We start from the raw sequence: 26,994 nt of genomic DNA, 5'->3' as shown, positions 1-26,994 counted from the left end.
TGTCTGGCTCCGGCTCGGCGCACCCCTTGGTGTTGTTGTTTGTAATGGGGTTTTCTAACGCGCCTTACCACTCACGACCAGCCGCGGGAGCAGCGGTGCGGGAGGTGGTGGCCGCCTGGCTGGCCGGGGCGGCCGTCGACTGGGGCCAGGCCCCGCACCCGGCGCCGTGGGACTTTCCGCCGCCGGCCTTCGCCGAGCGGGACTTCGGCTTCCCGCGGCAGGCCGCCGTCGCGAAACTGCCCGAACGCGAGTGGCTGCACCAGCCCACCTGGGTGCGCCTCCGCCGGGCGGGAGCCGCCGCCCGGACCGATCGCGTCCTCGTCATCTCCGGCGAAGGCGACCTGGCCGCGCCCGCTCTGGACACCGCCTACCCGCGGGTCGTGCGCGTGCACGCGGCAGACCGCTTCGCCCGCCTCGGCCCCGACACCTTCGAAGCCGACCCGGCCGACACCGCGCACCTCCGCCACGTCCTCGATGCCCTGCCGGACAACGGGATCGACTGGCTCCACACCCTCCCCCTCGGCATCACCGGCCCCGTCGGCGAAGCCTCCCTGAACCACGCGACCCGGGCCTGCGTCGACACCCCCGCCGCCCTCCTGCGCGCGGCCGGCGACCGGCCGCTCCGGACGTGGTGGGTCTCCGCCGGAGCCGCACCCGTCACCGACGCCGTCACGCGTCCCGAAGCCGGGCTCCTCGCCGGGATCACCGCCGTCGGGCCGCAGGAAAGCGGCGTTCCCGGCCACTGGGCCGACCTGCCCGGCCCCGGCCTGGACCCGCTCGCCGGCCTCCTCACCGGCCCGACCCCACCCGCGCGCGTCGCCCTGCGCGCCGGGTTCTGGTGGACGCCGGAAAGCGCGCCCGTCGACCCCGGCGAGCCCGTCCTGACCGACGGAACCCACCTCGTCCTGGGCGGCACCGGCGGCCTCGGCACCGCGATCGCCGAAGAGCTGCTCGGCCGCACCGGCGGCCGGGTCGTCCTGCTGGCACGCCACCCCTACCTGCCCGAAGCGCTCAAGCCGTGGGCGGACCGCGTCGACCTCCTCGCCGCCGACCTCACCACGATCACCGCCGACGACATCGCATTCCCCCTCGCCGGGATCGTGCACGCGGCCGGGAACCCGGACGGCGGCCTGATCGCCACCCGCGGCGACGGCACCCAAACCGTCAAGCTCGCCGGCGCCCTCCTCGTGGAGCAGCTCATCGAACGCCACCGGCCCGCCTACGCCGTCTACTGCTCGTCGCTGTCCGCGCAGTTCGGCGGCACCGGTCAGCTGGACTACGCCGCCGCCAACGGGTTCCTCGACGCGCTCGCCCACCGCGACGGCCCGACGGCCCGGCTTTCGCTCGGCTGGGACGTCTGGCGCGACACCGGCATGGCCGTCACCGCGCTGGAAACCGACGCCCGGCACCAGGCGCACCTCGCGGTCGGCCTCAGCGTCGAGGAGGGCCGGCGCACCTTCGCCCGGGCTCTCGGCTCCGGGCTGCCGCACGTGCTCGTCGCGACGAGCGGCCTCGAAGGCGCCCGCGAGTTCCACGAACGCGACACCACACCGGCGGCGAAACCCGCCGGCGGCGACCTGACCGAGGAGGTGTGCGCCCTGCTGGGCGTCGCCGAGCTGGACCCGGACGTGCCGCTGTACGACCTGGGCGCCGATTCCCTGACGCTGCTGGACATCGTCGAGTCGGTGAAACGCCTCCACGGCGTCGACCTCGACCTCGCCTGGCTCGGCCCGGAGGTGACGATGGCCGGGCTGCTGGCCAAGCTCTCCGAAGCCGCCGGCACGGACGACGTCGAGGTCCAGGTCTGGCGCGAAGGGACCGCACCGGAGGTCGTCTGCCTCGTGCACCCGGTCGGCGGGGACGTCCACGCGTACCGACCGCTCGTCGAGGCGCTGGATCCGGCGGTCGGCGTCTGCGTGATCGCCGACCCCGCGCTGGGCCGCCCGGAACCCCCGGGGTGGTCCGTCGAGGACCGGGCCCGGCGGTATCACGCGGCCCTGCAGGCGAAACTGCCCGGCCGCACGCGGCTGCTGGCCGGGTGGTCGTTCGGCGCCTGGGTCGCGGCGGGCATGGCCGCCGAGGCCGAGGCGGCCGGGCAGCCCGTGCGGGCGCTGCACCTGATCGACCCGCCGCCGCCCGGCGCGAGCGCCGCGGACTACAGCGACGCACAGCTGGAGACGGTGTTCGAGCGCGAGCTGGGTGCCTCCGGCGGCACCGCCGGCGAGCACGCGCAGAAGCTCGCCCGCGCGTGCCGGGCCAACCTGCGCAGCATGGCCGGGCACGAGCTGCCGCGGCTGACCGCGACGCCGAGCCACGTCTGGCTCGCCACCGAACCCGAGCCCGGCCTGCCTTCGGCGGGCCGAGACGGCTGGCGCGCCCTGCTGCCGGAGCCGAGCCACTGGCACGAACTGCCCGCCACCCACTACGGCATCGTGCGCGCCCCGCACGTCACCGCCGTGGCCGCCGCCATCGGACGATGAGACCCATCAAAGAAAGGAACCCATGGAGCAGTACGAACTCGACGCCGTCAAGCGGATCACGACGCGGCCGGCGCGGGACTACCGGACCCTGGCCGTGCGGGGCCTGACCCCGGTCATCGGCGCCGAGGTCACCGGCCTCGACCTGACCCGCGAACTGACCGAGGACGAACTCACCGAGCTGAAGACAGCCTTCCTGGACCACCACGTGCTGGTGTTCCGCGACCAGCACATCACGCCGGACGACCACCAGCGCCTGGCCGCGCACTTCGGCGAGCTGCGGCCGGTGAACCCTCCGCCCGAGCACGGCAACCCCTACATCCTCGAGGTGGCGACCGCCCCGGAGGCGGCCACCGTGTTCGGCAACGGGTGGCACGCCGACGGCACCGCCGACGAAGAGCCGTCGCTGGGCTCGATGCTGCACATCACGAAGGTGCCCGAGCCGGGCAGCGGCGGCGACACGCTCTTCGCGAACATGCACCTCGCCTACGACATGCTGTCGCCGAAGCTCAAGGAACTGCTGGCCGGGCTGACCGCGATCCACGACGGCGCGCACGCCTTCCGCGGCCACAAGATCCCCGAGGGCTACGAACCGCCGGTCAGCGAGCACCCGGTCGTCGTGCGGCACCCGGAGACCGACCGGCCGCTGCTGTACGTCAACCCGGCCTACACCTCGCGCATCCCGCAGCTGTCGGCCGACGAGAGCCAGGCCGTGCTCGACCTGCTGTTCTCGGTCGTGCCGAACCGGCCGATGCTCGCCTGCCGGGTGCGGTGGGAACCGGACACGCTGGTGTTCTGGGACAACCGCTGCGTCCAGCACCACGCCACCTACGACTACTACCCGCACACCCGGTTCGGGCACCGCGTCGCCATCAACGGCGGCCCGCTCAAAGGCTGACAGGAGTCCGATGTCGTCCGAACCCGTGGTGGACGTCCGCGATCCGGCCGTCCTCGACGACCCGATGGGCGGGTACGACCGCATCCTCGCCGAGGCGCCGGTCCGCTGGGCCCGGCTGCCGAACGGCGAGGAGGGCTGGCTCGTCACCGGCAGCGACGCCGTCCGCGCCGTGCTGTCCGATCCGGCCGTGCGCAACGACCCCACCGGCCTGCCCGGCCGGGGCGCGCAGACCCAGGAGGAAACCTTCCTGGCGCTGGGCACCCCGCCGGAGCACCTGCCGTACCTGCGGGCGAGCCTGCTGAGCCTCGACGGCGCCGAGCACACGCGGCTGCGGCGCAGCATCCTGCCCGCCTTCAGCGCTTCGCGCGTCGCCACGCTGCGGCCGCGGGTGCAGCAGATCGTCGACGAGCTGCTCGAAACCCTCGGCGCGGCAAAGGGAACCGTGGACCTGCTCGACGACTACGCCTACCCGCTGGCCATGGCGGTGGTCTGCGAGCTGGTCGGAGTGCCCGAAGCCGACCGGCCGGCCTGGTACCGGTGGGGCAAGATCCTCGTCGAAGGCGACCCTGCGCGGATCACCCCGGCGCTGGGCGAGATGTTCGCGTACTGCCACGCACTGGTCGACCGGCGCCGGGCCGAGCCGGCCGGGGACCTGCTCAGCGACGTCGTCGCCCAGGAGGACCTGACCGACGTCGACGCCGTGGCGCTCGTGGTGTTCCTGGTGCTGGCCGGGCACGAAACGATGGCGCACCTGCTGTCCAACGCGGCGCTCGCGCTGATGCGCGACCCGGCCCAGCGGGACCTGCTGCGCGCGGAACCGGACCTGTGGCCGGCCGCGGTGCGGGAGCTGGTCCGCACCGACGGCCCGGTGCAGCTGGCGAGGCTGCGCTACGCGGCCGCCGACCTCGAAGTGGGCGGCGTGCGGATCCGCGCGGGCGACCCGGTGCAGGCGGTGCTCGGCGCGGCCAACCGCGACCCGGCGCAGTTCGCCTGCCCGCACCACGCCGACGTGCGCCGCCAGGCCGAGCACGGCGGCCGGGAAGGCAGCGTCGGGTTCGGCTGGGGCCCGCACTTCTGCCTCGGCGTCGCCCTGGCGAAGGTGGAGGCCGAAGTGGCGCTGCGCAGCCTGTTCGACCGGTTCCCCGCGGTGCGCCCGGCGGGCGAGCCCGCCTGGGTGCCGTTGCCGCGGGCGCGGCACCGGGTCGCGCTGGAGGTGTGGCTGCGGTGAACGACCCCGACGTCTCGGTCATCCTGCCCTGCGCCGGGTTCGGCACGCGGTTCGGCGCGCCGTACTCGAAGGAGCTGCACTGCCTGGCGCCCGGGGTGACCGTGCTGGACCGCAGCCTGGAGGCCGCGGTCGAGCTGGTGAAGAGCGGGCTCGTCGTGCGCGTGGTCGTCGTGTTCGGCACGCACAAGCTCGACACGGTGAAGTACCTGGCGCGCTACGCGGGGACGTTCCAGCTGGTGTTCGTCTACCAGGACGGCGAGGCCGAGCCGGGCCTCGACGGCGCGATCCGGTGTGCCCTGCCGATGACGCGGGGACCGGTCGCGCTGGTGCTGCCGGACATCGTCGTCAGCGACGTGGGCAGCCTGCTCGCCGCCCTGAAGGAGACGGAGGTGGCGGGCTGGAGCGTGGTGGCCGCGCCGGAACGGGATCCCGTCGTGCTGCGGCAGATGGGGGCGCTCACCGTGACCGGCACCGCCGGCACCGACGGCGTCGTGATGGTCCAAGCCGCCGCGGAAAAGCCCGCCGACCCGTCGGGGTTCAACGCGCTCTGGGGCATGGTGGCGGTCACCGCGGACGAGGCCCACCGGTTGCCGGACGTGGCCCGCCGGGACGCGGACAGCCCGCTGGCCGGGGCGCGCGCGCTCATGGTCGAGCGGATCGTCAACTACAACACCACCGAGGGATGAGCATGCTCGACGACGTGGTGGCGGCGCTCGACGCCGTCCTGCCGCGCTTGGCCGCGGTCACCGGCACGCCCGGGGTCGCCGTCGCGGTGGCGACGAGCGACGAGCTGCGGACGGCCGCGACCGGGTTCGCGGACCTCGCCGCGGGCACGCCGATGACCGCCGGGATCGCCGCCCCGGCGGGCTCGCTCACCAAACCCGTCACCGGCCTGGCTTTCCTGCAGCTGGTCGAGGCCGGGATGGCGAGCCTGGACACGCCGGTCGACGACGTGTTGCCGGCCGGGCTGCGCGGCCCTGACGCGGCGCCCGTCACCACCGCCATGCTGGCCGCCCACCAGGGTGGCTACTACAGCGACATCGTCACCGCCGTGGCCCCGGACGCGCCGGCCGAGCCGGTCCTCGACTACGTCCGGCGCCGGCACGAGACCGGCCGGGCCGTCGAGTACGGCGGGGTGCTGCCGCTGGTGACGGCCCCGGGCGCGTACTCGTATTCGAGCTTCGGCGTCGGGGTGCTCGGCGGCGTGGTCGAGCACCTGACCGGCGAGCCGTACGGCGCCCGCGTCGGCCGGGAAGTGTTCGCGCCGGCCGGGATGACGGACACCGGCATCGACGACGGCACCCGGCCGCCGGACAGCGCGACCGGGTACCTGGCGTTCGGCGACTGGTGCCTGCCGAGCCCGCCGCTGCGGACGGCGGCCTACCCGGGCGTCGGGATGTACACCAGCGTCACGGATTTCGCGCGGTTGCTGCAATCCCTGCTGCGCACCGCCCGGGGCGACCGCGGGCTGGTCGGCCCGGATTCGCTCGCGGCCATGACGGCCCCGCGCGTGGCGCGCCCGAGCCCGAACGGCGTCCGCTCGTTCGCCGGCCTGACCCTCGAGCTCGCCGACCCGGACCTCGGCGAGGACTGGTGGTGGGGGCACACGGCGGCGTTCCCGTGGGGGTTCTGGTGGGAGGCCCGGGTCTGGCCGCACCGCGACCTGGCCGCGGTCGCGGTCGGCAACCGGTGGGACATGGCCCGGTTCCACAACCCCGCCACCCGCAGCGCGCCGGGCCTGGCCGTGGAGTGGGCGGGCCGGTGGGCGCGGTCCGGGGCCCCCGCGAAACTCGCGGACCTGGACGGGCGGCCGCGGTGGACCGGTCCCCGGCCCACGCCGGAAAGCTCGCGCTGGATGGGTGTCCTGGTGGGCGAGCGCACCCACGGCCTGCTCGGCGTCCCCGGCCCGCTGCCCGTCCGGGCGCTGGCCGCGGGGGCGCGTTCGCTCGGCGACGGGAACCCGGACGGCTGGGACCCGGAGGCGTTCGCGGGCGGGGTCGAGCTGGCGCGGGCGGTCGCGCCGGACCCGGACGCGCTCGGGGCTTTGGGCCGCGAACTCGGGCCGGCCGCGGCGCTGTGGATGCTGGAGTGCGGCGCCTCGAGCGCGGACCTCACGATGCCGGTCGGCTTCTACGCCCGGGCACCACGGTGACGCGCAGGCGAATCCTCCTGTCGACGTACGGGACGCGCGGTGACGTCGAACCGCTCGTGGCCCTCGCGGTGCAGTTGCGGGCCCGCGGCGCCGGGGTGCGGATGTGCACCCCGCCGGACGAGGAGTTCGCGCACCGGCTGGCCGGGCTGGGGATCGACCACGTGCCCGTCGGCCCGCCGATCCGGGCCTTGATGCGCCGTACCCCGTCGGCGGCGGAACTGGCCCGGTACCGCACCGAGCTGCTGGAGGCGCAGTTCGCCGTCCTCCCTTCGGCCGCTCACGGCTGTGACGCGCTGGTCGTCGCCGGGCTGGCGCAGGTCGCCGCGCGGTCGGTGGCCGAGGCCGCGGGCATCCCCTACGTGTACGTGACGTACGCGGCGGTCAACCTGCCGTCGCCGCACCACCCACCGCCGCCGCGGCCGGGCTGGCCGGAGCCGGCCGAGGCCGGCAACGCGGCCCGGTGGGAGCACGACGCCCGGCTGGTCGACGCCCAGTTCCGCGAGCCGCTCAACGGCCACCGCGCCGCGCTGGGCCTGCCACCGGTGGGCGGCGTGCGCGACCACGTCTATTCGGACCGGCCGTGGCTGGCGGCGGACCCGGCCCTGGGCCCGTGGCCGCCGGCCCCCGGCCTCGACGTGGTCCAGACCGGCGCGTGGATCCAGCCGGACGAGCGTCCGCTGCCGGCCGACCTGGCGGCGTTCCTGGCCGCCGGCCCGCCTCCGGTCTACGTGGGTTTCGGCAGCATCGGCCCGGCCCCGGACGTCGCCCGCTGGGCGGTCGGGATCAGCCGGGCTCACGGGCACCGCGTGATCGTCTCGCGCGGCTGGGCGGACCTGGACCTGCTCGACGGCGAGGAGGACTGTTTCGCCGTCGGCGAAGTCAACCACCAGCGCCTGTTCCCCGAACTGGCCGCGGTGATCCACCACGGCGGCGCGGGCACCACGCAGGTGGCCGCCCGGGCGGGCGTGCCGCAGGTGGTGGTCCCGCTCCCGGTGGCGGACAACCCGTACTGGGCGGGGCAGGTCGCCGCCCACGGGGTCGGCGCGGCGCTGGACGGCCCGGCGGCGACCCGGGAGTCCCTGGCCGAGGCGTTCGAGCTGGCGCTGGCTTCGGGCCGCCGGGCCAGGGCGCTGAGCACCGGGATCCGCACCGACGGAGCCGCGGTGGCGGCGCACCTGCTGCTCAGCTGACCCGCGTGGCCCGGGCGATCTCGCGCAGGACACCGATCGGATCGTCGCCCAGCGCGTGCAGGCCGACCTGGCTCGCCCCGGCCGCCCGCTCCGCGCGGATGCCGGACACGATCGCCGGGGCGTCGCCGTGCAGGACGAGGGCGTCGACCAGCCGGTCGCTGAACGGGTCGGTGAGGTCCTCGCCGGTGTAGCCGGTGCGCCGGAGGTTGGTGGCGTAGCTGGCGATTCCGAGCATGGGCCGGACCGCGGCCCGGGCGGTGGCGCGGGCGCGGCCGGCGTCGGTGTCCAGCAGCACGCCGTGGCCGGGCACCACCAGCTTGCCCGGTCCGACGATCGCCCGGGCGCGGCGGGTGTGTTCGGGTGTCACCTGGAGAGTGAGCGTGCCCGCGGCGCGGCCGGCCGCCAGCCGGAGCATCTTCGGCCCGAGGGCGGCCAGCAGCACGTGCTCGGCGGGAACGCCGGCCGCGGCCAGGGCGTCCAGGTAGCTCGCGACCTTCGCCAGCGGGGACGCGTACCCGGCGTCGATCTCCCGGTGGCCGGCGCCGATGCCGACGAGGAGCCGGCCGGGGTGCTTCGCCGCGATCCGGTGGTAGGCGTCCGCGACCTCTTCCGCGTCGGCCTGCCACACGTTGAGCACGCTGGTGCCCACGACGATCCGGCCGGTGGCGTCGAGCAGCCGCTCGGCCGCGAGCAGATCGGCCGGCGGCGACGCGGCCAGCCACACCGCGCCGTAGCCGGCTTCCTCCAGTGCGACGGCGTCCGCCGCGCTCGCCCCGGCGGCGGTCAGGTAGGCCCCCAGGGGGCCCGGTTCGATGGTCATGATCACGACTTCAGCACCCGCCGGGCACGTCATCCAGCGGCAACCGCACCGCGCTGCGATAAGCTCGCCTTATCATGGAGCTGCGCGCGCTGCGGTATTTCGTCACGGTCGCCGACGAACTGCACTTCGGCCGGGCCGCCGAGCGGCTGCACATCGCGCAACCGGCCGTCAGCCAGCAGATCGCCCGCCTGGAACGCGAACTCGGGGTCCGGCTCCTGGACCGGTCACCCCGCCACGTCCGCCTCACCGCGGCCGGCCACCGGGTCCTGGAGGCGGCGCGCACCACGCTCGCCGCGGCGAGCCAGGTGCCGATCGCGGCGAAGCAGGGCATGACGACGGTCCGCATCGGCACCGCCGCGGGCCTGACCGCCCGCCTGGAACGCGGCATCGACGCCCTCCGCGAGCGGGCACCGGAGTTCGACGTGGTCCTGGTCGACCTCCCGGTCGAAGCCCGCCTCAACGCGGTGCGGCAGGGCGAACTCGACCTGGCCCTGACCCGCGGCGTCCGTGCGGTACCGGGCCTGACGGTGCTGCCGACCTGGACCGAACGCCTGTACGCGGTGGTGTCCCGGAACCACCCGGCGGCGAACCGCAGCGCGATCGCGGTGGCCGAACTGGTGGACGACACCCTGCGCGTACCGGCCCGCGAGCACGACACGGTGGTCCGGTCCCTGCACGAGACGGGCGTGCACCCGAAGGCGGCCCACCCGGCCGGAACCCTGCAGGACACGCTCGTCGAGGTCGGCTCGGACCCGCGAAGCTGGACGGTCCTGCCCGGCGACCAGGTGGCGGAGATCCGCTCGACGCGGGTCCGGGCCGTCCCGCTGACCCCGCCGATCACGATCACCGGCAGCGTGGTCGTGGCCACGGACAGCGCGAACCGGGCGGCCGAGTGCGTGGTGGACACCTTCCGGGACTAGCCGGGCCACTCCCACGGCGGTCGCACGCCCGCGTCCCGAACCCCACTATCGGGTGATGGTCGAGCGCAACATCGTCAGCGGGGACATCCACGGCTCGGTGGTGCAGGCACACACCATCCAGGGCAACCTGCACGTCCACGCACCCGTGGTCATCGTGCCCCGGCAGCTGCCGCGCAGCGGAGGCGAAGTCGTCGGCCGGGCGGCGGAACTCGCCGCGTTGGAGCGGGGTTTGAACCCGGCGCACCGGACGGTCGTCATCAGCGGCACCGCGGGCGTCGGCAAGACCGCCTTGTGCCTGCACTGGGCCTGGTCGGTCGCCGGTCGTTTTCCCGACGGCCAGTTGTACGTCGATCTGCGGGGGTTCGATCCCCTTCGCCCGCCGTTGTCCACGGCGGAAGTCGTCCGGGGCTTTCTCGACGGGTTCGGTGTCCCCGCGGAACGCATCCCGTTCGACGTCGACGCCCAGGTGAACCTGTACCGCAGCGTGGTCGCCGATCGGCGGGTGCTGGTCGTGCTCGACAACGCCCGCGACGCGAACCAGGTCCGCTCCCTGCTGCCCGGCGGGCCGGGCTGTGCGGCCGTGGTCACCAGCCGGAACGAGCTGACCGGTCTGGTGGTGCGCGACGATGTCCGGCGAATCGGGCTCGACCTGCTCGGGGAAGCCGACGCGCGCTGCCTCATCGCCGGCCGCCTCCAGGGCATCCCGGCCGGCGACGGCGAGGTCGGCGAGCTCGCGGCCAGGTGCGCCGGGCTACCGCTCGCCCTGGCCATCGTCGCGGGACGCGCGGCGCAGTGGCCGTTCCCGCTCAGCACCCTGGTGGACGAGTTGCGCTCGGCCACGCAGCGGCTCGACTCGCTGGACACCGGCGATCCGTACAGCACCGCGCGGTCGGTCTTCTCCTGGTCGTACGAGGCTCTTCCCGCCCCGGCCCAACGGGCCTTCCGCCTGCTCGGAACGACGACCGGCTCGGACGTGGGGCTGCCCGCCGCCGCCTCGCTCATCGGGTTGCCGCGGCCTCGCAGCCGGGCTCTGCTCACCGAGCTCGTCCGGGCGAACCTGCTGGAGGAACACCTGCCCGGCCGGTTCCGGTTCCACGACCTGCTGCACGAGTACGCCGTCGAGCGGCTGGCCGAAGAACCGGAAGCCGGTCGCACGGCGGCGATCACCAGGATGGTGGAGTCGTACCTGCAGACGGCCGTGGCCGCAGACGCCTTGCTGAGTCCCCACCGCTTGCGCACCGCCGTGCCGCCGGCCGGCCCGGACGTGGTCGTCGCCGAGGTCTCGGACTACCGGCAGGCGCTCGCCTGGTGCGCCGCGGAGCACCAGCTCGCCGTCGGCGCGGTGGCGAAGGCCGTCGAGACCGGCCTGGACCGCCAGGCGTGGCAGCTGGCGTGGGCCTTGGTGACGTACCTGCGCCGGTTCAGCCACCACCACGACCGGCTGGCCACCCAGCGCCAGGCCCTCACCGCCGCCCGCCGGCTCGGTGACCCCCACGCGGAGGGCAAGATCAGCCGGGTTCTCGGCAAGACCCTCATCCGCCTGGGCCATCAGGACGAAGCGGATGATCTCCTGGAACGCGCCGTCGAGCTGTTCCGCGAGCAGGGCGACCAGCCGGAAGAATCCGACGCGCTGCTGGGCCGCACCCGGCTTCACCTGCAGCGGGGCCGCTTGCGCGAGGCGGACGCCGACGCCCGCCGCGCCCTCTCCCTGACCGAGGCCGCCGGTCACCTCAACCTGCGCGCCACCGCCCTGAACACCGTCGGCTACTGCGCCTTGGCGGCGGGTGCCCCGCTGGAGACGATCACCCACTGCACCGAGGCCCTGCAGCTCTACCGCGAGATCGGCAACATCGAGGGCGCGGCCGACGTGCTGCGCATGCTCGGATCGGCACACGCCGGGCTCGGGCAGTGGGACGAGGCGATCGCGCGTTACGAGGACTCACTGGCGCAGGACCTCGTCCTGCAGGACGAATACCACGCCGCACTCGTGCTGGACCGGATCGGGTGCGCGCATTCGGCCGCCGGCCGGACATCCGACGCGATCTCGGCGTGGCGCCGGTCGCTGGCGCTGATGGAGTACCTGGACCCGCAGGAAGCCGGCGAGATCCGGGGCCGCCTGGACGCAGCCGAAGGCCGCTAGCGGCCGGCACTAGAGCGTGGGTTCGACCGCCGGCGGGTTCACGCAGGCGCACCACGCCTCGAAACCGTGCTGGAACGCCACCACCCCAGCCTCCGGCAGCGCGATCTCGATCGCCTCCAAGATCTCCCTTGCCGTCACACCGATCTCCAGCGCCACCTCGATGTGCGCGCGGATCTGGGCCTGCGGCGCCCTCAACACCGTCAAGCTCAACACGAACAGTAGTTCCTTCGTGCGGCGGTCCAGCGTCCGCTCGTCCAGGTAAGCCGCGCTGATCAACCCGTTCGCCGCCTCCAGCACCGGGAAGTCCGCGTGGGCCATGGTCTTGTGGTACTCCAGGACGTATCCGCGGCGCCGGGCCATCTCGTCGACGTAGGCCTGGGCTCGAGGATCGGTCACGATGGTTCTCCCAAGGTTGTCCGGAGGCGGGTGACGACCGTGTTGAGGCCGGCCGGGGTGGTCAGGGCCGCCAGGTAGCGGTCGGGTCTGAGGAGGGCCACCGGTGGGCGGCCCTCGAACCAGCGGGCCAGCGTGGACTCGACGTCCTCCACCCCGGCTCCCGGGAAGCGGGACCGGGACGGTGTCACCGTCACGAACCGGGTGTCGAGGCCGGCCAGGTACTTCTGGTTCTCGTCGGTCAGTGCGGCGCGCGGGTCCTGGTTGTAGCCGATGACGGAAAACCAGTCGCCGAGGTCTTCGTCGAGGCGGTGGACGTCGCCGGACGGGGCTTCGACCAGTGGCTGGGGGAACATGCGGCCCACCGCGGGGTCGGTGCCGTCGGAAAGCACGTCGCGGTAACACGGCATCGGCTTGAAGCGCATCTGCAGGACCCAGTCCTTGACGCCGGGGAGGCGGCCGGCCGCCCGGAACCCCGTGTCGCGCAGCCGCGCGGCGAACGGGTGGGCCGGGGCGAGCAGGCGGCCGAGCGTCGTGGAAAGACCCGTCATCGCGCGGGCGTGGTCGCGGCGCTCGCGGTCGTAGGTGTCCAGCAGGGCCGGTGCCGCACGGCCGCCCGCGATCGCGGCGAGCTTCCACGCCAGGTTGGTCGCGTCGCGGATGCCGGTGTTCATCCCCTGCCCGGCCCACGGCGGCATCAGGTGGGCCGCGTCGCCGGCCAGCGCGACGCGGCCGCGGACGAACGTCGACGCGACACGGGAGTGGTGGGTGTAGACGCGGGCGCGGACGACGTGCACCGCGGCCGGGTCCGGCACGTGGTGGGCCAGGAGCGCGCGGACCCGGTCCGGGTGCAGCATCTCCTGCGCGTCCTCCCCCGGGAACAGCATGAACTCCCACCGGCGGAACCCGCGCGGCAGGTGCGCGCACACGTACGGCCGCCGCGGGTGGCAGAACAGTCCTGTGTAGACAGCGTCGCCGGGATCGCCCTCCGCGTCGATCACGACCCACTTGCGCGGGTGCGTCGCACCTTCGAGCGGGATGCCGAGCAGGTCACGGACCCGGCTGCGCCCGCCGTCGGCCGCCACCACGTAGTCCGCGCGGAGGCGCGCCGGGCCGCCGGCGCGCATGACGTCGAGGTCGACGCCGCCGTCGTCCTGGGTCAGGCCGGTGACCTCGTGCCCGGAAAGCAGGCTGACGTGCGGATAGCGGTCCAGGCCGGCGCGCAGGGTCCGCTCCAGCAGCGGCTGCATGAAGATGTTGCGCCGGAACCAGCCGAACTCCCTGGTCGACGGCCGGATGTCGGCGAAGCACCGGCCCTGGGCGTCGAAGAAGCGCAGCGGGACGTTCTGGACCAGCTCGGCCACCACCTGCTCGTGCAGGCCGATCCCCTGCATGCTGCGCAGGCACTCGTCGTCCATCCCGATCGCCCGCGGATAGTCCACTATGGACTCCGACCGGTCGATCAGCAGCGTCTCGACGCCGAACCGGCCGAGGTGGTTGGCGATCGTCGTGCCGACCGGGCCGGCCCCGACGACCGCCACCCGGGTCCTCACGAGAGGTTCACCCAGACGCTCTTGGTCTCGGTGTAGGACCCCAGCACCGCGTGCCCCATCTCGCGGCCCCAGCCGGACTGCTTGTACCCGCCGAAGGGCGACGCGGGATCGGTGTAGTTGTAGCAGTTGATCCACACGGTCCCGGCCTTGATGCGGCCGGCCAGGCGGTGGGCGTCGGTCAGGTTCCGCGTCCAGATGCCCGCGGAGAGCCCGTACGGCGTGTCGTTGGCCAGAGTCACCAGCTCGTCGGTGTCCGTCCAGCGCATGGCCACCAGCACCGGCCCGAAGATCTCCTCGCGCACGACGCGCATCGTGTGGTCGGTGTCGGCGAAGATCGTGGGCGCGACGAAGTAGCCGCCGGCGTAGTCCTCGCCGAGCCCGGTCACCGGCCCGCCGCCGGTGAGGACCGTGGCGCCCTGCTCGCGGCCGAGGTCGAGGTACTCGCCGACCGTCGCGAGCTGGGCGGCGGAGACCACCGGCCCCATCTGGGTGGCCGGGTCGGTGCCCGGACCGACCACGATCCGCCGCGTGCGCTCGACCAGCCCCGCCATGACCTCGTCGTAGACGTCGGCGTGCACGTACAGCCGGGAGCCGGCCGTGCAGACCTGGCCCTGGTTGAAGAAGACGGCGTCGGTCGCCGCGGCGATCACCTCGGCCAGGTCGGCGTCGGGCAGGACGATGTTCGGCGACTTGCCGCCCAGCTCCAGGGACACGTTCTTCATGTTCCCGGTGGCCGCGCGGGCGATCTGGCGCCCGACCGCGGTCGAGCCGGTGAAGGCGATCTTGTCGACGTCGTCGTGGGCCGCCAGGGCCGCGCCGGCCACCGCACCCCGGCCGGTGACGACGTTGACCACGCCGGGCGGGAACCCCGCCTCGTCGATGAGCTCGGCCAGCCGCAGCGTGCTCAGCGACGTGATCTCGGCCGGTTTGAGCACGACCGCGTTGCCCATCGCCAGGGCCGGCGCGAGTTTCCAGCTCGCCATCGACATCGGGAAGTTCCACGGGACGACGGCGGCGACCACGCCGACCGGCTCGTGCACGGTGTAGTTGAGGACCTTCAGCCCGCCGCGCGGCGACACCGGGATGGTGCTGCCCTCGAACTTGCTGGGCCAGCCGGCGAAGTAGCGGAACAGCTTGACCGTCGTGCCGACGTCGACGGCACGGGCGACACCGACCGGCTTCCCGTTGTCGTACGCCTCCAGCAGGGCCAGCTCGTCGGCGTTCTCCTCGACGAGGTCGGCGAGCCGGTCGAGCAGCCGGCCGCGGTCCATCGGGCTGAGATCGCGCCAGCGGGGGTCGTCGAGCGCGGCCCGGGCGGCACGAACCGCGACGTCGACGTCGTGCTCGTCGCCGGCCGGGATGGAGGTGAGGACCCGCCCGGTGGCCGGGTCGAGCGAATCCAGCCGCGCGCCGGACAGCGCGTCACCCCAGCGGCCGGCGACGAACATCGACCGCGGGGCCGCCAGGAACTCCTGTACACGGCGGGCCGGCTGGCTCATCGGGGCTCCTCGGGTGCGGGGTGGTCGGTGCGGACGAGCAGCCGGGTGCGCTGGCTGACGAGCAGGTCGCGGACCCGGGCGCGGAAGGCGGCGAAGTCCTCGTCGGCCAGCAGCGCCGCCCGGCGCGCCTGCCTGTCCTCGAAGGAGGGAAAACACCAGTGGAAGACAACGGTGTTCAGCTCGCCGACCTCGACCACGTAGACGCCGTGGGTGCGGCCGAGGTGGTGCTCCTGCGGACGGCGGCCGAGGTCCTCCCACGCCTGCAGGTACCGGGGCGCGGTGCCCGGCCGGACGCCGTAGTCCCGTTCCTCAAGCAGCACGGCCGGCCCCGTCCAGGAACGCTTCGACGCGGTCGGCGAACGGGCGGGGCCGGTCGTCGTGGACGTAGTGCCCGGCGCCGTCGATCACGGCGGTGGCGATCGCGGGGTTGCGGTGGCGGATCTCGGCCAGGGTCGCCGCGGAGGTGAAGTCCGAGTCGCCGCCGCAGACGACGAGCGTGCGGGCGGGCAGCGCGGGGACGGTGGCCCAGAGGTCGGCCGGGGGCCGGGTGCGGTCCAGCCGCGCCGCGCCGATCCCCGGCATGTCGGGGATCCAGCGCAGCTCCGGCGAACCCTCGCGAGCCGGTCGCAGGGTGTGGCGGACGCGCGATTCGATCGCGGCCACCGTCGCCGTGGGCCGCAGCCGCCACCAGTAGGCGATGGCGGCCGCGCGGTCGGGGAAGCCGTCCGGGATGTCGGCGACCTCACGCCGGATCCGCGCCGCGCCTGCCCCGGAAACCGAGGAGCCGGGGAGCATGTCCTCGACGACGAGGGCGTCGAGCCGGCCCGGGTGGGCGGCGGCCCAGGCCATCGCGGTGGCGCCGCCCATCGAATGCCCGAGCAGCGCGAAGCGCGTCAGCCCGAGCTCTCCGGCGAACTCGGAGAGGTCCCGCACGTACCGGTCGGTGTGGTAGTCGCGCCGCGGGTCCCAGTCGCTTCCGCCGCGCCCGCGCGCGTCGAGCGCCACACAGCGCCACCGGCCCGAGAGCCGCTGCGCGAGGTGTTCGAACGTCGCCGCGTAGCTGCGCAGGCCGTGAAGCAGCACCAGCGCGGGCGCGTCCGGCGAGCCCCATTCGAGCCAGCGGAGGCGGATCCCGTCGCCGGTGCGGAACCAGCCGGGCCGCGCGCCGGCCGGCACCGGGGCCGCCGACGGCCCGGCGCCGGAGACCGCCGTCATCGCAGCCCGTCCTCGCCGAGCACGTCGGCGGCGGCCGGCCCGCCGAGCCGGGCGTGCAGCCGGCCGCGGGTCGCGACGGCGACCGCGACGACGACCTCGTCCGGCGCCGGGGCGTCGGAGAACGCGACCGTGGCGGTGTCGTAGTGCGACCGCACGTACAGCGCGTTCTTGTGCGCGAGCGGGATGTCGATCGAGGTGCCGGGGCCCCCGCGCTTGCCGGTCGAGGGCATCCACGCGATCGCGCCGCCGAGCGCTTCCCGGACGGGGGTGGCGAAGTCGGTGGTGAGGAAGGCGTTGCCGTGCTCGTACTCGCCCTGCACGCCGACGATGCTCGCCTTGCCGTAGCTCGCCAGCTCCTGTCCGCCGGCGGCGGCGAGGATCCGGCGGGCGAACTCCGCGCCCAGGGCCACCGAGCCCGCGTAGACATCCGTGAAGTCGTCGCCGAACGTGCCGGCGTGCGGGTTCTGCACCGCCGCGGCGACCACGATCTTCACCACCGGCGGGCCGTCGGCGAGCCGGCCGCTCTCGGTGGCGTGGGTTTCCTCCCGCAGCACGAACCACTTGCGCACGTGCAGCCGGTCGAGGTTGGGTTGCTTCATCGTTTCCGGAGCTCCTGTGGTCAGCCGTAGAGCGGGTCGACGTCGATCGGCTCGCTCGGCGCGCCGTGCCGGCCGAGGATCCGCTTGCCCTCTTCGTCGTCGGTGACGGTCTCGTGGAAGAACTCGAAGCGGTTGCCCTCGGGGTCGGTGAAGTACAGGCCGAAGCCGATCTTGTGGTCGGTCGTCTTCACGACCGGCACGTTCTTCGCCAGCAGCCGCCCGTACAGGCGGCGCCACTCGTCGAGGTCCCCGTCGACCTCCAGCCCGTAGTGCTGGAGGCCGAGGCCGCCGCTGCGCGCGCCTTCGGGCGCCCGGATCAGCGCGATGTCGTGGTGCTTCACCCCGAACGACAGGAAGATCCACTCCTCGGCGCGGGCGGTCACCTCCATGCCCAGCACGTCCTCGTACCAGCCGGCGAGGGCGTGCGGGTCGCGGACGAACAGCGAGAGGTGCGTGCGCCGCACCCGGGGCGGGGGCGCGTCGTCGCCCCGGATCGGGGTCGGTTCCTGGGCCGGGTCGAGCACGGATTCGTCCGGGTCGATCCCGCCGCGGGGGTCACGGGTCTGGCTCATCGGCGTCTCTCCGTCGTGGTCAGTGGGGGTTGGCCGGGTTGGCGACGGCCGGGGTCCAGGCGACGGCGGTGATCTCGGAGAACTCCCGCCACTCCTTGGTCCAGGACAGGCCGCCGTCGACCGACCGGAGCAGGTGGCCGTACTTCGTGCCGGCGAAGACCAGCGCGGGGTCGGCGGGGTGCACCCCGAAACCCCAGACGGTCGAGTTCGGCTCGACGTCGAACTTGGTCTCCTGCCAGGTGTCGCCGAAGTCCTCCGAACGGAAGATGCGGGTCTTCGTCCCCGGAGTGCCGTCCCCGCAGGCGAACAGGAGGGTCTTGCCGTCGGCGAGCGCGCTGACCGTGCGGGCGTAGCGGTAGCCGAACTCGTCGCGGGCGATCGAGCGCTTCCACTGCCGGCCGCCGTCGCGGCTGACCCACAGGGCGTTCACGGTGACGACGAGGTGCGTCTTGGGCTCGCCCGGGTGGACCACGACGGCGTGGACGTCGGAGTTGGTGACGACGCCAGGCCGCGTGTCGGGCGCGTGGTCGAGGCGCTCCCAGGAGTCGCCGCGATCGGTGCTGTGCCAGAGCCCGCCCTCTTCGATGCCGAACCACAGCTGCGCGGGGTCCACCGGGTCCACTGTGGACGTCAGGATGCGCGGCTTGCTGACGCCCGCGCAGTGCTCGGGGATACGCGGCGGCAGTTCCGCCCAGGTCGTGCCGCCGTCGGTGCTGCGCCACACGTACGCGCGGTCGGGGGCGCCGGATCCGACGAGGAGGAAGTCGCTGTCGTGCGGGTCGATCGCCAGGGTCCACAGCTGCTTGCCGTCGAACGGGCCGTCGACCCGGGTCCAGCTGTAGCCGGCGTCGTCGCTGCGGACCAGGCCCACTTCGGCGCCCGCGTAGACGACCTCGGGCCGGTCCGGTGCCACGGCGATGCAGCGGACGACGCTGTCGAATTCGAGGGCCTGGTCCAGCGGCGTGCGCGCCCAGGTCCGGCCGTCGTCGCTGGACCGGACGACGCCCTGGCCGGCGGTGGCGACGAGGATGGTTCCCTGCATGGAGTTCACTCCTGACGGTGGTGGCGGATCGGGGTCAGAGGAAGATGCCGCGGGTGAGCCCGCCGTCGATGCCGACGGACTCGCCGGTGATGGCGCCGGCGCGCGGCGAGCTCAGGAAGGCCACGAGGTCCGCGATTTCGCCGGCGGCCAGGACTCGCCGGATCGGCGTGCGGTCGATGAACCCCTGCTCGACGGCCTGGGCCGTGGTGCCCTGCTTGCGGGCTTCGCGTTCGTAGAGCTCGTGGATGTGCTCGGTTTCGACGACGCCGGGGTGGATGGTGTTGACCGTGATACCCGCCGGGCCCAGCTGGTCGGACAGCGTCTTGGTCAGGTGGACGATCGCCAGGTTGCGCAGGCCGGAGAGGGCGTGGCTGGAGCGGCCGGTGAGCCCGCCGATGTTGACGATCCGGCCGTAGCCGCCTTCCCGCATCCGCGCGGCCGCGGCCTGCGCGCAGCGGAAGTAGCCGACGACCTTGGTGTTCAGGTCGTCGAGCAGGAGGTCGGGGTCGGCTTCGGCCAGGGTGTTGCGCACCAGCCCCGAGGGCGCGGCGGCGCCGTTCACCAGGATGTCGAGCCGGCCGAAGCGCTCGGCCGCCGCGGCGACCATCCGCCGGACCGACGCGGTGTCGGTGGTGTCCGAGGCGATGCCGACGACGTCGCCGCCGGTGCGTTCGGTGAGCTCGGCCGCCGTCTTCTCGAGCAGCTCGCGGCGGCGGGAGGTGATGACGACCGAAGCCCCCTCCCGCGCCAGGGTTTCCGCGATCGCCTTGCCGATCCCGAGACTGCCGCCGGTGACGCAGGCGACCTTCCCGCCGAGGTCCAGGTCCATGGTCTTCTCCCGTTCAGAGCTTCAGCTCGATCAGCGACGGCCCGTCGGCGAGCAGGGACCGGGCGAGCGCCGGGGCCAGTTCGTCCACTGTGGACACCGAGGTGGCCCCGACGCCGTAGGCGGCGGCCAGCGCGGGCCAGCCGATGGCCGGATCGGCCAGCGACGTCAACCGCTCCGAGGCCGGGCCGTCGGTGCGCGCGCCCAGCCGGTCCAGTTCCGTCCGCAGGACGCCGTAGCGGCTGTTGCTCGCGATCAGCACGGTGACGGGCAGCTGCTCGCGGGCCATCGTCCAGAGGGCCTGGATCGTGTACTGGGCGCTGCCGTCCGACTGGAGGGCGACCACCCGGCGGCCCGGGGCGGCGATCGCCGCGCCGACGGCGACCGGCAGGCCCTGGCCGATGGCGCCGCCGGTGTTGGTCATGGCCGTGTGGCGGGCCGCCACGGCGGAAGCGGTGAAGAACGGGTAGCCGCACGTCCCGCCCTCGACCGAGACGATCGCGCCCTCCGGCAGCAGCGCGGTCAGCGTCACCCCCACCGACCGCGGCGTCAGGGCACCGCCCCCGGGGACGACCGGTGCCCCGCACCGGCGGGTCGCCGGCGGCGTCGCCCCGAGGGCGGCGGCCAGGTCTTCGAGCGCGGACTGGCTGTCCTGGCCCGGCTCGGCGAGCCGCGTGACGCTTTCCGGCGGGGCCAGCCGGGCCGGGATCCCCTCGTAGCCGAAGTACGAGACGGGTTCGAGCGCCCCGGCGAGCAGGACGAGGTCGGCGCCGGCGAGCGCCGCCCGGGCCGCCTCGGGGAAGTAGGGCAGGCGGTCGAGGCCGGGCAGCCCGCCGCCGCGTTCGGCGACGCTCGGGAAGGTTTCGCTGTAGGCGGTCGCGCCGGTGGCTTCCATGACGGCCGCCGCGGCTCGCTGGCCCCGCTCCCCCAGCGCGTCGTCGCCGAGCAGCAGCACGCACCGGTGCGCGGCCCGGATCGCCTTGGCGCACTCGTCGACGACCTGGCCGTCGACCGCGGGCCGCCCCGGCGACGGGCGCCGGCCCGGCAGCGCGCCGGACACGGTGGCCTGCTGGAAGTCCAGGGGCACGACCAGGGTGGCCGGGCTGCGCGGGAACGCGGTCGTCGCGGCGAGGGCTTCGGCGGTGTCGCGGGCGAGGTCCGCGGCCCGCGCGCTGGTGCGGACCCAGCCCGACACCGGCCGGGCCAGGGAGTGGATGTCGCTGGTCAGCGGGGCGTCGTAGGCGAGGTGCCAGCTGGCCTGGTCGCCGACGAGGTTCAGCATCGGGGTCCGGGCGCGGCGGGCGTTGTGCAGGTTGGCGATGCCGTTCGCGAAGCCGGGCCCCAGGTGCAGCAGCGTCGACGCCGGCCGCCCGGCGATCCGGGCGAAGCCGTCGGCCGCGCCGGTGCAGACCCCTTCGAACAGCCCGAGCACCGGGCGGACGGCCCGCACGTCGTCCAGGGCCCGCACGATCGGCATCTCGGTCGTGCCCGGGTTGGCGAAGCAGACGTCGACGCCGTGCGCGGCCGCGGCCTTCAGCACGGCGTGGGCACCGGTGACCGTTCCGGGGTCGCCGGGCGCCGAATGGGTCCGCTTCACGAAACCTCCTTGTGCGATATAGCCACTATGCTGTGCGATTAAGGCACAGTGTGAGTCACTGCGCCGCCGCGGTCAAGGGGCCACCTAGACTCCCGACCGTCCGCGCCGAAGAAGGGACCCATGAGCACAGCCAGGCCAGACGACGGTCCGCGCCGCACGTCCCAGACGTTGAGCCGGGGCCTGTCGGTGCTGAAATCGGTGGCCCACCTGCCCGACGGCGGCACGGCCCACCAGCTCGCCGCGGCGACCGGCCTGGAGCGCACGGTCGTCCACCGGCTGCTCAACACCCTCGTCGCGGACGGCTTCGCCGAACGCACCCCGGCCGGGGCCTACCGGATCGGCCCCGAGGCCCGCGCGCTCGCGAGCCTGGCGGGGCCTTCGGTCATCGACTTCGCCCAGAGCCGGCTCCAGGTCCTCGCGGACAAGTACGCCGGCACCGCGATGCTGTGCCTGGCCGAGACCGACGCGATCGTCGCCGTCGCGGTCGCCGTCCCGACGAACGCCGACTCCCACCTCGCCTACCGGCGGGGCAGCCGCCACCCGATCGACCGGGGCGCGGGCGCCTGGGCGGTCCGGGCCGGGCGCCCGCCGGTCGACGGCGAGCCCGCGTCCGTCGCCACCGCGCGCGAGCAGGGCTGGATCATCGCGCACGGCGAAGTGGAGGAAGGCGCCCACGCCGTCGCCGCGCCCGTCAGCCGGGGCGGGGACACCCTGGACGCGTGCGCGATGTTCCTGTCCCACCGCGCGGACAGCGTCCAGGCCGCCGCTCCCGACGTCGTGGTGCTGGCCGCCGAGGTGCGCGCGCACGCCCTGCAGGCCGGCTGACGTCCTGGCGCGGCCTCAGCCCCTGACCATGGCGGCCAGGAGGCGTTCGGGCTCGCCGGGATCGGCCGCATCGATCCGCAGCAGGCCGCCCCGCCAGTGGTGGCCGGTCAGCCCCGGGTTGTGCACCGAGATCCCGTCCGGCCCGACGATCTGCGGGCTGCCCTGGATCGCCACGTCCCGGCTCTCCCGGAAGTCCCGCACCACGTCCGAGCGCACGTTCTCCGTCCGCCAGGTGCGCAGGACGGCGGTCACGTCGTGGTCCCGGACCAGGTCCAGGGCCTGCCGGAGCCCGGCCTCGATGCTGACGTCGGCCGAATCGCGGAAGAACGCGAGCCGGAGCGCGTAGTCCACCTCCTCCGCCAGTTCCGCACCTCCGGTCCGGGCGGCCGCCGCCACCAGTTCGAAGGCCGGCAGGAACGTCGACGGCCAGGACTCGCCGGAGAACCGGGTGAACACGTCCGGCTCGTGCGAGGCCAGCGCGGCGACCTCGACCGAGACGATGTCCCGCGGCGTGCCGCGGTCGTTGACCCACTCCAGCGGCCACGCGCGGGGCACGAAGACCACGTCGGCCCCCAGCCGCTCCCGGGCCCGGCGCAGCCGGTGCACCGCGATCAGGGCCCACGGGCAGTGGAGGTCCGACCAGATCTCGATCCGTTGCGTCACCGGGAGTTTCCTTTCGCGGGCGGGGTCAGAGGACGACGGTGACCGTCTTCTCCTCCGTGTTCGCTTCGACGCCCGGCCGGCCCAGTTCCCGCCCCTGGCCGCTGAGCTTGGAGCCACCCCAGGGCAGGGCGGGATCGAGCGGGGACCACCCGTTGACCGCCACCGCGCCCGCCTTCACCCGGCGCGCCACGGTGTGCGCCCGGCCGAGGTCGGCCGTCCAGATCGTGGCGGCCAGCGCGTAGTCGCAGTCGTTGGCGATGGCCACGGCTTCGTCACCGGACCCGAACGGGATGATCGTGCCGACCGGGCCGAAGATCTCCTCGCGGGCGATGGTCATCGAGTTCGTCGCGTCGGCGAACAGCGTCGGTTCGACGAAGTACCCCGTCCGCTGCGGCCGGCCGCCCCCGGTGAGCAGCCGGGCGCCGCCGGCGATCCCGGCTTCGACGTACCGCGAGACGCGGTCGCGCTGCCGGGCGTTGATCAGCGCGCCCATCGTGGTGCCCGCGTCGAACGGGTCGCCCACCGTGATCGCCCGCGCCCGGGCCACCAGCCGTTCGAGCAGGTCGTCGTGGACGGCGCGGTCGACGAGGATCCGGCTGCCCGCCGCGCACACTTCGCCCTGGTTGGCGAAGATGCCGGCGGCCACGCCCTCGGCGGCGGCGTCCAGATCGGCGTCGGCGAACACGATCTGCGGGCTCTTGCCGCCCAGTTCCAGGGTGGTCCGGCGGAACCCGCTGGCCGCGGCGACGGCGATCCGGTGCCCGGTTTCCGGGCTGCCGGTGAACGAGATCTTGTCGATGCCGGGGTGGTCCACCAGGAGCCGGCCGGTCACGGCCCCGCGTCCGGGCAGCACGCTGACCGCCCCGGGCGGGAACCCGGCCTCCTCGAACACCGACGCCAGCAGCAGCGACGTGAGCGGCGCGTCCTCGGGCGGCTTGAGGACGACCGCGCAGCCGGCCGCCAGCGCCGGGGCGAGCTTCCAGGCGCCGATCATCGTCGGCGAGTTCCACGGCGTGATCGCGGCGACCACCCCGACCGGTTCGCGCACGGTGTAGCTGAGCGTCGGCCGTCCCCGGTAGCCGGCGGTGGGGATGGCACGGCCGGCCAGCTTGTCGGCCCAGCCGGCGAAGTGCCGGAACGTCCGGATCGCCTGCGGCAGGTCGATCGCGCGGGGTTCGAAGCCCGGTTTGCCCACGTCGAGGGATTCGAGGACGGCGAATTCTTCGCTGCGGTCCGCCAGCAGGTCGGCCACCCGGTTCAGCAGGGCCGCCCGGCCCTCGCCGTCCACGCGGCCCCAGTCGCCGTCCATGCTCGCCCGGGCGGCCGAAACGGCTCCGTCCACTTCGGCCGGTCCGGCTTCGGTCACCGCCGCGAGCCGCCGCTCGGTGACCGGGTCGACGACGTCGAAGGTGCGTCCGTTCCCGGCGGCCCACTGCCCCGCGAAGTACGGCGTCGTGGGGACTTCGGGGACCAGGTGTTCAGCTTCGGCTCGCGTCACCATGTTCGATTACCGTTCTGCCGGACCGATAGTCGTACAGACTGTAGGTGCGGCCACCGGCTCCGTCAAGACTGCGGCCCAGCGCCTTTCCGCGGGCGAAACAGCCCGGAAAGCCCCCGAAACAATCGAAATCGGCGATGCCGTTGTCGAATACCATTCGACAACCACATTCGGCATTGACGGCGGCGACAGGCCCGATTACTTTGCGAAAGATAAACTGTGTTAGCGCTAACTCGCGCAAAGGAGCGCCCATGCGTTCGCTGCTGCTCACGGCCGTTCTCGCGGCCGCCACGGTGCTCGTCCCCGGCACGGCGTCGGCGGCGACGGTCGACACGAACGCGTCGTACGTGCTCGTCAACCGCACCAGCGGGAAGGCGCTCGACGTTTCCGGTGCGTCCACCGCCGACGGCGCGGTGGTCCAGCAGTGGACCCGGCACGACGGCGCCAACCAGCAGTGGCAGTTCGTCGACTCCGGCAACGGCTACTACCGGCTGAAGTCGAAGAACTCCGGCAAGGTCCTCGACGTCGACGGCTGGTCGACCGCCGACGGCGGGAAGGTCCAGCAGTGGACCGATCTCAACGGCACCAACCAGCAGTTCAGCCTGGCCGATTCCGACGGCGGCTACCTCCGGCTGATCAACCGCAACAGCGGCAAGGCGGTCGAGGTGACGGGCGGCTCGACCGCCGACGGCGCCGCCGTCGTCCAGTACGGGGACTGGCAGGGGGCCAACCAGCAGTGGCAGCTCGTCCGGCTGGGTGACACGAGTTCGTGCACCCTCCCGTCGGCGTACCACTGGTCGTCCACGGGTTCACTGGCCGAACCGAAGAACGGCCGGATCGCGCTCAAGGACTTCACCAACGTCGTCTACAACGGCAAGCACCTCGTCTACGGATCGACGACCGACGCGTCGGGGGCGTACGGCTCGGTGGGCTTCGCCCCCTTCACGAACTGGTCCGACATGGCCTCGGCCGGCCAGACCGCGATGACCACCGGCACCGTCGCGCCCACGCTGTTCTACTTCGCCCCCAAGAACATCTGGATCCTCGCCTACCAGTGGGGCCCGACCACCTTCAGCTACAAGACGTCGAGCGACCCCACCAACGCCAACGGCTGGTCCGCGCCGCAGACGCTGTTCACCGGCACCATCCCCGGCGGCGCTCCCCTGGACCAGACGCTCATCGGCGACGGCACGAACATGTACCTGTTCTTCGCCGGCGACAACGGCAACATCTACCGGGCGAGCATGCCGATCGGGAACTTCCCGGGCAGCTTCGGCTCGTCGTACACGACGATCATGAGCGACACGCAGGCCAACCTCTTCGAAGCGGTCGAGGTCTACCAGGTCCAGGGGCAGCACCAGTACCTCATGCTCGTCGAGGCGATGGGCGCGAACGGCCGCTACTTCCGGTCGTTCACCGCGAGCAGCCTCAGCGGCTCGTGGACCCCGCAGGCCGCGACCGAGAGCAACCCGTTCGCGGGCAAGGCCAACAGCGGCGCCACCTGGACCAACGACATCAGCCACGGCGACCTGGTCCGCACCAACCCGGACCAGACCAAGACCATCGACCCGTGCCACCTGCAGTTGCTCTACCAGGGCCGGAACCCGAGCTCGGACGGCACCGACTACAACCACCTCCCCTGGCGGCCGGGGGTGCTGACGCTGCAGCGCTGACCGCGGGCCGGACTTCAGCCGGTTGCGGACTTACCGGCTCCGGGGCCGTGGTCCTAGCGTGGCAGGTACTGGACGCGCCCGTGACCGGCCGAGGAGCTGACGATGCGACGCACGCTCGAGCTCGACGTGACGCCGCAGGCCCGGTACGCGCTGGTCACCGCGGAGGGCGGCCTGCACCTCGGCAGCTACCGGCGGCTGCGCGACGGGCTGCTGGAGGTCGGGGCGGACACCCCCGACGCCGTCATCGCCCGGATCGACGGCCTCGACTTCGACGGCCTCGCGCCGCTGAGCGTGTTCGGGCTGGTCGCCCGGCGGCTCGGCACGTGGCCGGGCATCCCGTTCGCGCTCGCCACCGGGACCGGGGATCAGGCGCGCACGCTGCGGGAGCGGGGCGTGCACCGCCGGGTGGCGATCCAGGTCGACGTCCGCAGCGCGGAACGGGCGCTGTGCCGCCCGGCGCGGCGGCAGCTCGAACTGCCGCTGCACCGCAACCCGGAAGCGCCGGCGATGGCGCGGACCGCGGTCCGCGAAGCCTGCGCGCGGTGGGCGGTGCCGCAGTTCGTCTACGACGGGATCCTGGTGGCGGGCGAGCTGGCGGAGAACACCCTCCGGCACACCACCTCCGCCGTCACCCTGCGGCTGGACCTGCGCCGGAACCGGCTGACCATCGCGGTCCTCGACGACGACCCGCAGCCGGCCGTGCTGCTGCCGCGGCCGACGCCGGGCGCGTCCGGGCTCGGGCTGCACATCGTGGCGCAGTCGGCCGCGGAGTGGGGCTGCAGCCCGCGGTGGTCCGGCGGCAAGGTCGTCTGGGCCGTCCTGACGTCGGACGGCCGCACCGGCTGACGGCCGTCCGGCCCGGCGTCCCTCGACAGTGGACCGTCGATGCAGACCCGATGCAAACCGCGCTCTTTCGTTGCGCCTCCGATGCACCGGTGTCACGGTCGGAGCAAGGGGCGATGCGGGAGGAGCGGGCCGCGGATGAGTGCACTCACCACGCCGACCAAGGGGTCGAGCGCTGTCGAGAAGGCCGTGGGCGAGGCCGCGAACAACGCCGACCAGCGCTATCAGCTGGCCAAGGGCCTGCGGCACCAGATGAACAAGGTGTTCCCGACGCACTGGTCGTTCCTGCTGGGCGAGATCGCGCTCTACAGCTTCATCATCCTGCTGCTGACCGGGGTGTACCTGACGTTGTTCTTCGACCCCTCGATGCA

The 26,994-nt window shown here is 73.7% G+C and carries 25 protein-coding genes and 1 pseudogene; 12 read left to right on the top strand and 14 right to left on the bottom strand.

The window, feature by feature from the left end; all coding sequences use genetic code 11:
- The first annotated feature begins 95 nt into the window (after positions 1-95).
- From ABZW17_RS44500 to ABZW17_RS44475, 6 genes are read left to right on the top strand one after another with little or no spacing between them, the layout of a single operon-like run.
- Positions 96-2,480: a thioesterase domain-containing protein gene (locus ABZW17_RS44500; RefSeq protein WP_354828344.1), complete on the top strand. Its 2,385-nt coding sequence runs from the start codon at positions 96-98 to the stop codon at positions 2,478-2,480.
- A 22-nt stretch (positions 2,481-2,502) separates the two neighbouring features.
- A complete protein-coding gene (locus ABZW17_RS44495) occupies positions 2,503-3,375 on the top strand; it encodes a TauD/TfdA family dioxygenase (RefSeq protein ID WP_354828341.1) in 873 nt (290 codons plus the stop codon).
- A 10-nt stretch (positions 3,376-3,385) separates the two neighbouring features.
- Entirely contained in the window at positions 3,386-4,603 is a 1,218-nt protein-coding gene (locus tag ABZW17_RS44490; protein ID WP_354828338.1) for a cytochrome P450, read from the top strand.
- Positions 4,600-5,289, top strand: coding sequence for a hypothetical protein (locus ABZW17_RS44485; RefSeq protein ID WP_354828335.1), 690 nt, complete (start codon positions 4,600-4,602; stop codon positions 5,287-5,289). Before ABZW17_RS44490 ends, ABZW17_RS44485 begins: the two co-directional genes overlap by 4 nt.
- A gap of 2 nt (positions 5,290-5,291) precedes the next feature.
- Complete coding sequence (locus ABZW17_RS44480) at positions 5,292-6,755, top strand: serine hydrolase domain-containing protein (RefSeq protein ID WP_354828346.1); 1,464 nt, start codon at positions 5,292-5,294, stop codon at positions 6,753-6,755.
- Positions 6,752-7,945: a glycosyltransferase gene (locus ABZW17_RS44475; RefSeq protein ID WP_354828333.1), complete on the top strand. Its 1,194-nt coding sequence runs from the start codon at positions 6,752-6,754 to the stop codon at positions 7,943-7,945. Before ABZW17_RS44480 ends, ABZW17_RS44475 begins: the two co-directional genes overlap by 4 nt.
- Here ABZW17_RS44475 and ABZW17_RS44470 read toward each other — a convergent pair.
- Positions 7,938-8,765 (bottom strand): TIGR03620 family F420-dependent LLM class oxidoreductase, encoded by an 828-nt coding sequence (locus tag ABZW17_RS44470; RefSeq protein ID WP_354828330.1) that lies wholly within the window; start codon positions 8,763-8,765, stop codon positions 7,938-7,940. The two genes, ABZW17_RS44475 and ABZW17_RS44470, sit on opposite strands and share 8 nt — an antisense overlap.
- 74 nt (positions 8,766-8,839) lie before the next feature.
- Here ABZW17_RS44470 and ABZW17_RS44465 point away from each other — a divergent pair, with 74 nt between their 5' ends.
- Together ABZW17_RS44465 and ABZW17_RS44460 are read left to right on the top strand one after the other, a co-directional pair.
- Positions 8,840-9,685 (top strand): LysR family transcriptional regulator, encoded by an 846-nt coding sequence (locus ABZW17_RS44465; protein WP_354828328.1) that lies wholly within the window; start codon positions 8,840-8,842, stop codon positions 9,683-9,685.
- A gap of 55 nt (positions 9,686-9,740) precedes the next feature.
- A complete protein-coding gene (locus ABZW17_RS44460; RefSeq protein ID WP_354828326.1) occupies positions 9,741-11,825 on the top strand; it encodes a tetratricopeptide repeat protein in 2,085 nt (694 codons plus the stop codon).
- A gap of 9 nt (positions 11,826-11,834) precedes the next feature.
- Here the strand turns inward: ABZW17_RS44460 and ABZW17_RS44455 are convergent, their stop codons facing one another.
- From ABZW17_RS44455 to ABZW17_RS44410, 10 genes are read right to left on the bottom strand one after another with little or no spacing between them, the layout of a single operon-like run.
- Positions 11,835-12,221, bottom strand: a complete 387-nt coding sequence (locus tag ABZW17_RS44455; RefSeq protein ID WP_354828324.1) for a carboxymuconolactone decarboxylase family protein — start codon at positions 12,219-12,221, stop codon at positions 11,835-11,837.
- Positions 12,218-13,771 (bottom strand): bifunctional 3-(3-hydroxy-phenyl)propionate/3-hydroxycinnamic acid hydroxylase, encoded by a 1,554-nt coding sequence (locus ABZW17_RS44450; protein WP_354828322.1) that lies wholly within the window; start codon positions 13,769-13,771, stop codon positions 12,218-12,220. Before ABZW17_RS44450 ends, ABZW17_RS44455 begins: the two co-directional genes overlap by 4 nt.
- Positions 13,768-15,270, bottom strand: a complete 1,503-nt coding sequence (locus ABZW17_RS44445) for an aldehyde dehydrogenase family protein (RefSeq protein WP_354828319.1) — start codon at positions 15,268-15,270, stop codon at positions 13,768-13,770. The genes ABZW17_RS44450 and ABZW17_RS44445 overlap by 4 nt, the downstream gene beginning before the upstream one ends.
- Positions 15,267-15,590: an NIPSNAP family protein gene (locus ABZW17_RS44440; RefSeq protein ID WP_354828316.1), complete on the bottom strand. Its 324-nt coding sequence runs from the start codon at positions 15,588-15,590 to the stop codon at positions 15,267-15,269. Before ABZW17_RS44440 ends, ABZW17_RS44445 begins: the two co-directional genes overlap by 4 nt.
- Positions 15,580-16,485: an alpha/beta hydrolase gene (locus ABZW17_RS44435; protein ID WP_354828313.1), complete on the bottom strand. Its 906-nt coding sequence runs from the start codon at positions 16,483-16,485 to the stop codon at positions 15,580-15,582. Before ABZW17_RS44435 ends, ABZW17_RS44440 begins: the two co-directional genes overlap by 11 nt.
- Positions 16,482-17,084, bottom strand: coding sequence for an amino acid synthesis family protein (locus ABZW17_RS44430; protein ID WP_354828310.1), 603 nt, complete (start codon positions 17,082-17,084; stop codon positions 16,482-16,484). The genes ABZW17_RS44435 and ABZW17_RS44430 overlap by 4 nt, the downstream gene beginning before the upstream one ends.
- A gap of 20 nt (positions 17,085-17,104) precedes the next feature.
- Positions 17,105-17,656: a VOC family protein gene (locus ABZW17_RS44425; protein ID WP_354828307.1), complete on the bottom strand. Its 552-nt coding sequence runs from the start codon at positions 17,654-17,656 to the stop codon at positions 17,105-17,107.
- Between the two features lie 19 nt (positions 17,657-17,675).
- Positions 17,676-18,698, bottom strand: a complete 1,023-nt coding sequence (locus ABZW17_RS44420; RefSeq protein ID WP_354828304.1) for a glycosyl hydrolase — start codon at positions 18,696-18,698, stop codon at positions 17,676-17,678.
- A 34-nt stretch (positions 18,699-18,732) separates the two neighbouring features.
- Entirely contained in the window at positions 18,733-19,527 is a 795-nt protein-coding gene (locus ABZW17_RS44415; protein WP_354828302.1) for an SDR family oxidoreductase, read from the bottom strand.
- A 13-nt stretch (positions 19,528-19,540) separates the two neighbouring features.
- Complete coding sequence (locus ABZW17_RS44410; protein WP_354828299.1) at positions 19,541-21,121, bottom strand: acetolactate synthase large subunit; 1,581 nt, start codon at positions 21,119-21,121, stop codon at positions 19,541-19,543.
- Positions 21,122-21,241: 120 nt separating this feature from the next.
- Here ABZW17_RS44410 and ABZW17_RS44405 point away from each other — a divergent pair, with 120 nt between their 5' ends.
- Positions 21,242-21,946, top strand: a complete 705-nt coding sequence (locus tag ABZW17_RS44405) for a helix-turn-helix domain-containing protein (RefSeq protein ID WP_354828296.1) — start codon at positions 21,242-21,244, stop codon at positions 21,944-21,946.
- Positions 21,947-21,961: 15 nt separating this feature from the next.
- Here the strand turns inward: ABZW17_RS44405 and ABZW17_RS44400 are convergent, their stop codons facing one another.
- Genes ABZW17_RS44400 through ABZW17_RS44390 form a run of 3 tightly spaced genes read right to left on the bottom strand, consistent with a single transcriptional unit; the run spans position 21,962 to position 24,378 of the window.
- The gene (locus ABZW17_RS44400) at positions 21,962-22,609 is read right to left on the bottom strand and encodes a DsbA family protein (RefSeq protein WP_354828294.1); all 648 of its coding nucleotides are present in this window, start codon (positions 22,607-22,609) and stop codon (positions 21,962-21,964) included.
- 25 nt (positions 22,610-22,634) lie between these two features.
- On the bottom strand, positions 22,635-24,110 hold the full coding sequence (locus ABZW17_RS44395; protein WP_354828292.1) for an aldehyde dehydrogenase family protein: 1,476 nt from the start codon (positions 24,108-24,110) through the stop codon (positions 22,635-22,637).
- On the bottom strand, positions 24,088-24,378 hold the full coding sequence (locus ABZW17_RS44390; protein ID WP_354828289.1) for a hypothetical protein: 291 nt from the start codon (positions 24,376-24,378) through the stop codon (positions 24,088-24,090). The genes ABZW17_RS44395 and ABZW17_RS44390 overlap by 23 nt, the downstream gene beginning before the upstream one ends.
- Between ABZW17_RS44390 and ABZW17_RS44385 the strand changes: the two genes are divergently transcribed.
- The 3 genes and pseudogenes from ABZW17_RS44385 to ABZW17_RS44375 all read left to right on the top strand — a co-directional run.
- Positions 24,359-25,780, top strand: a complete 1,422-nt coding sequence (locus ABZW17_RS44385; protein WP_354828286.1) for a non-reducing end alpha-L-arabinofuranosidase family hydrolase — start codon at positions 24,359-24,361, stop codon at positions 25,778-25,780. The genes ABZW17_RS44390 and ABZW17_RS44385 overlap by 20 nt on opposite strands.
- Before the next feature lie 102 nt (positions 25,781-25,882).
- Positions 25,883-26,626, top strand: coding sequence for an ATP-binding protein (locus ABZW17_RS44380; RefSeq protein ID WP_354828283.1), 744 nt, complete (start codon positions 25,883-25,885; stop codon positions 26,624-26,626).
- 135 nt (positions 26,627-26,761) lie between these two features.
- Positions 26,762-26,994: pseudogene (locus tag ABZW17_RS44375) on the top strand (cytochrome b); the annotation flags it as partial.

It is taken from the genome of Amycolatopsis sp. NPDC004625 (assembly GCF_040609695.1).
Classification (GTDB): Bacteria; Actinomycetota; Actinomycetes; order Mycobacteriales; family Pseudonocardiaceae; genus Amycolatopsis.
This window is presented reverse-complemented; position numbering and strand designations above follow the sequence as displayed.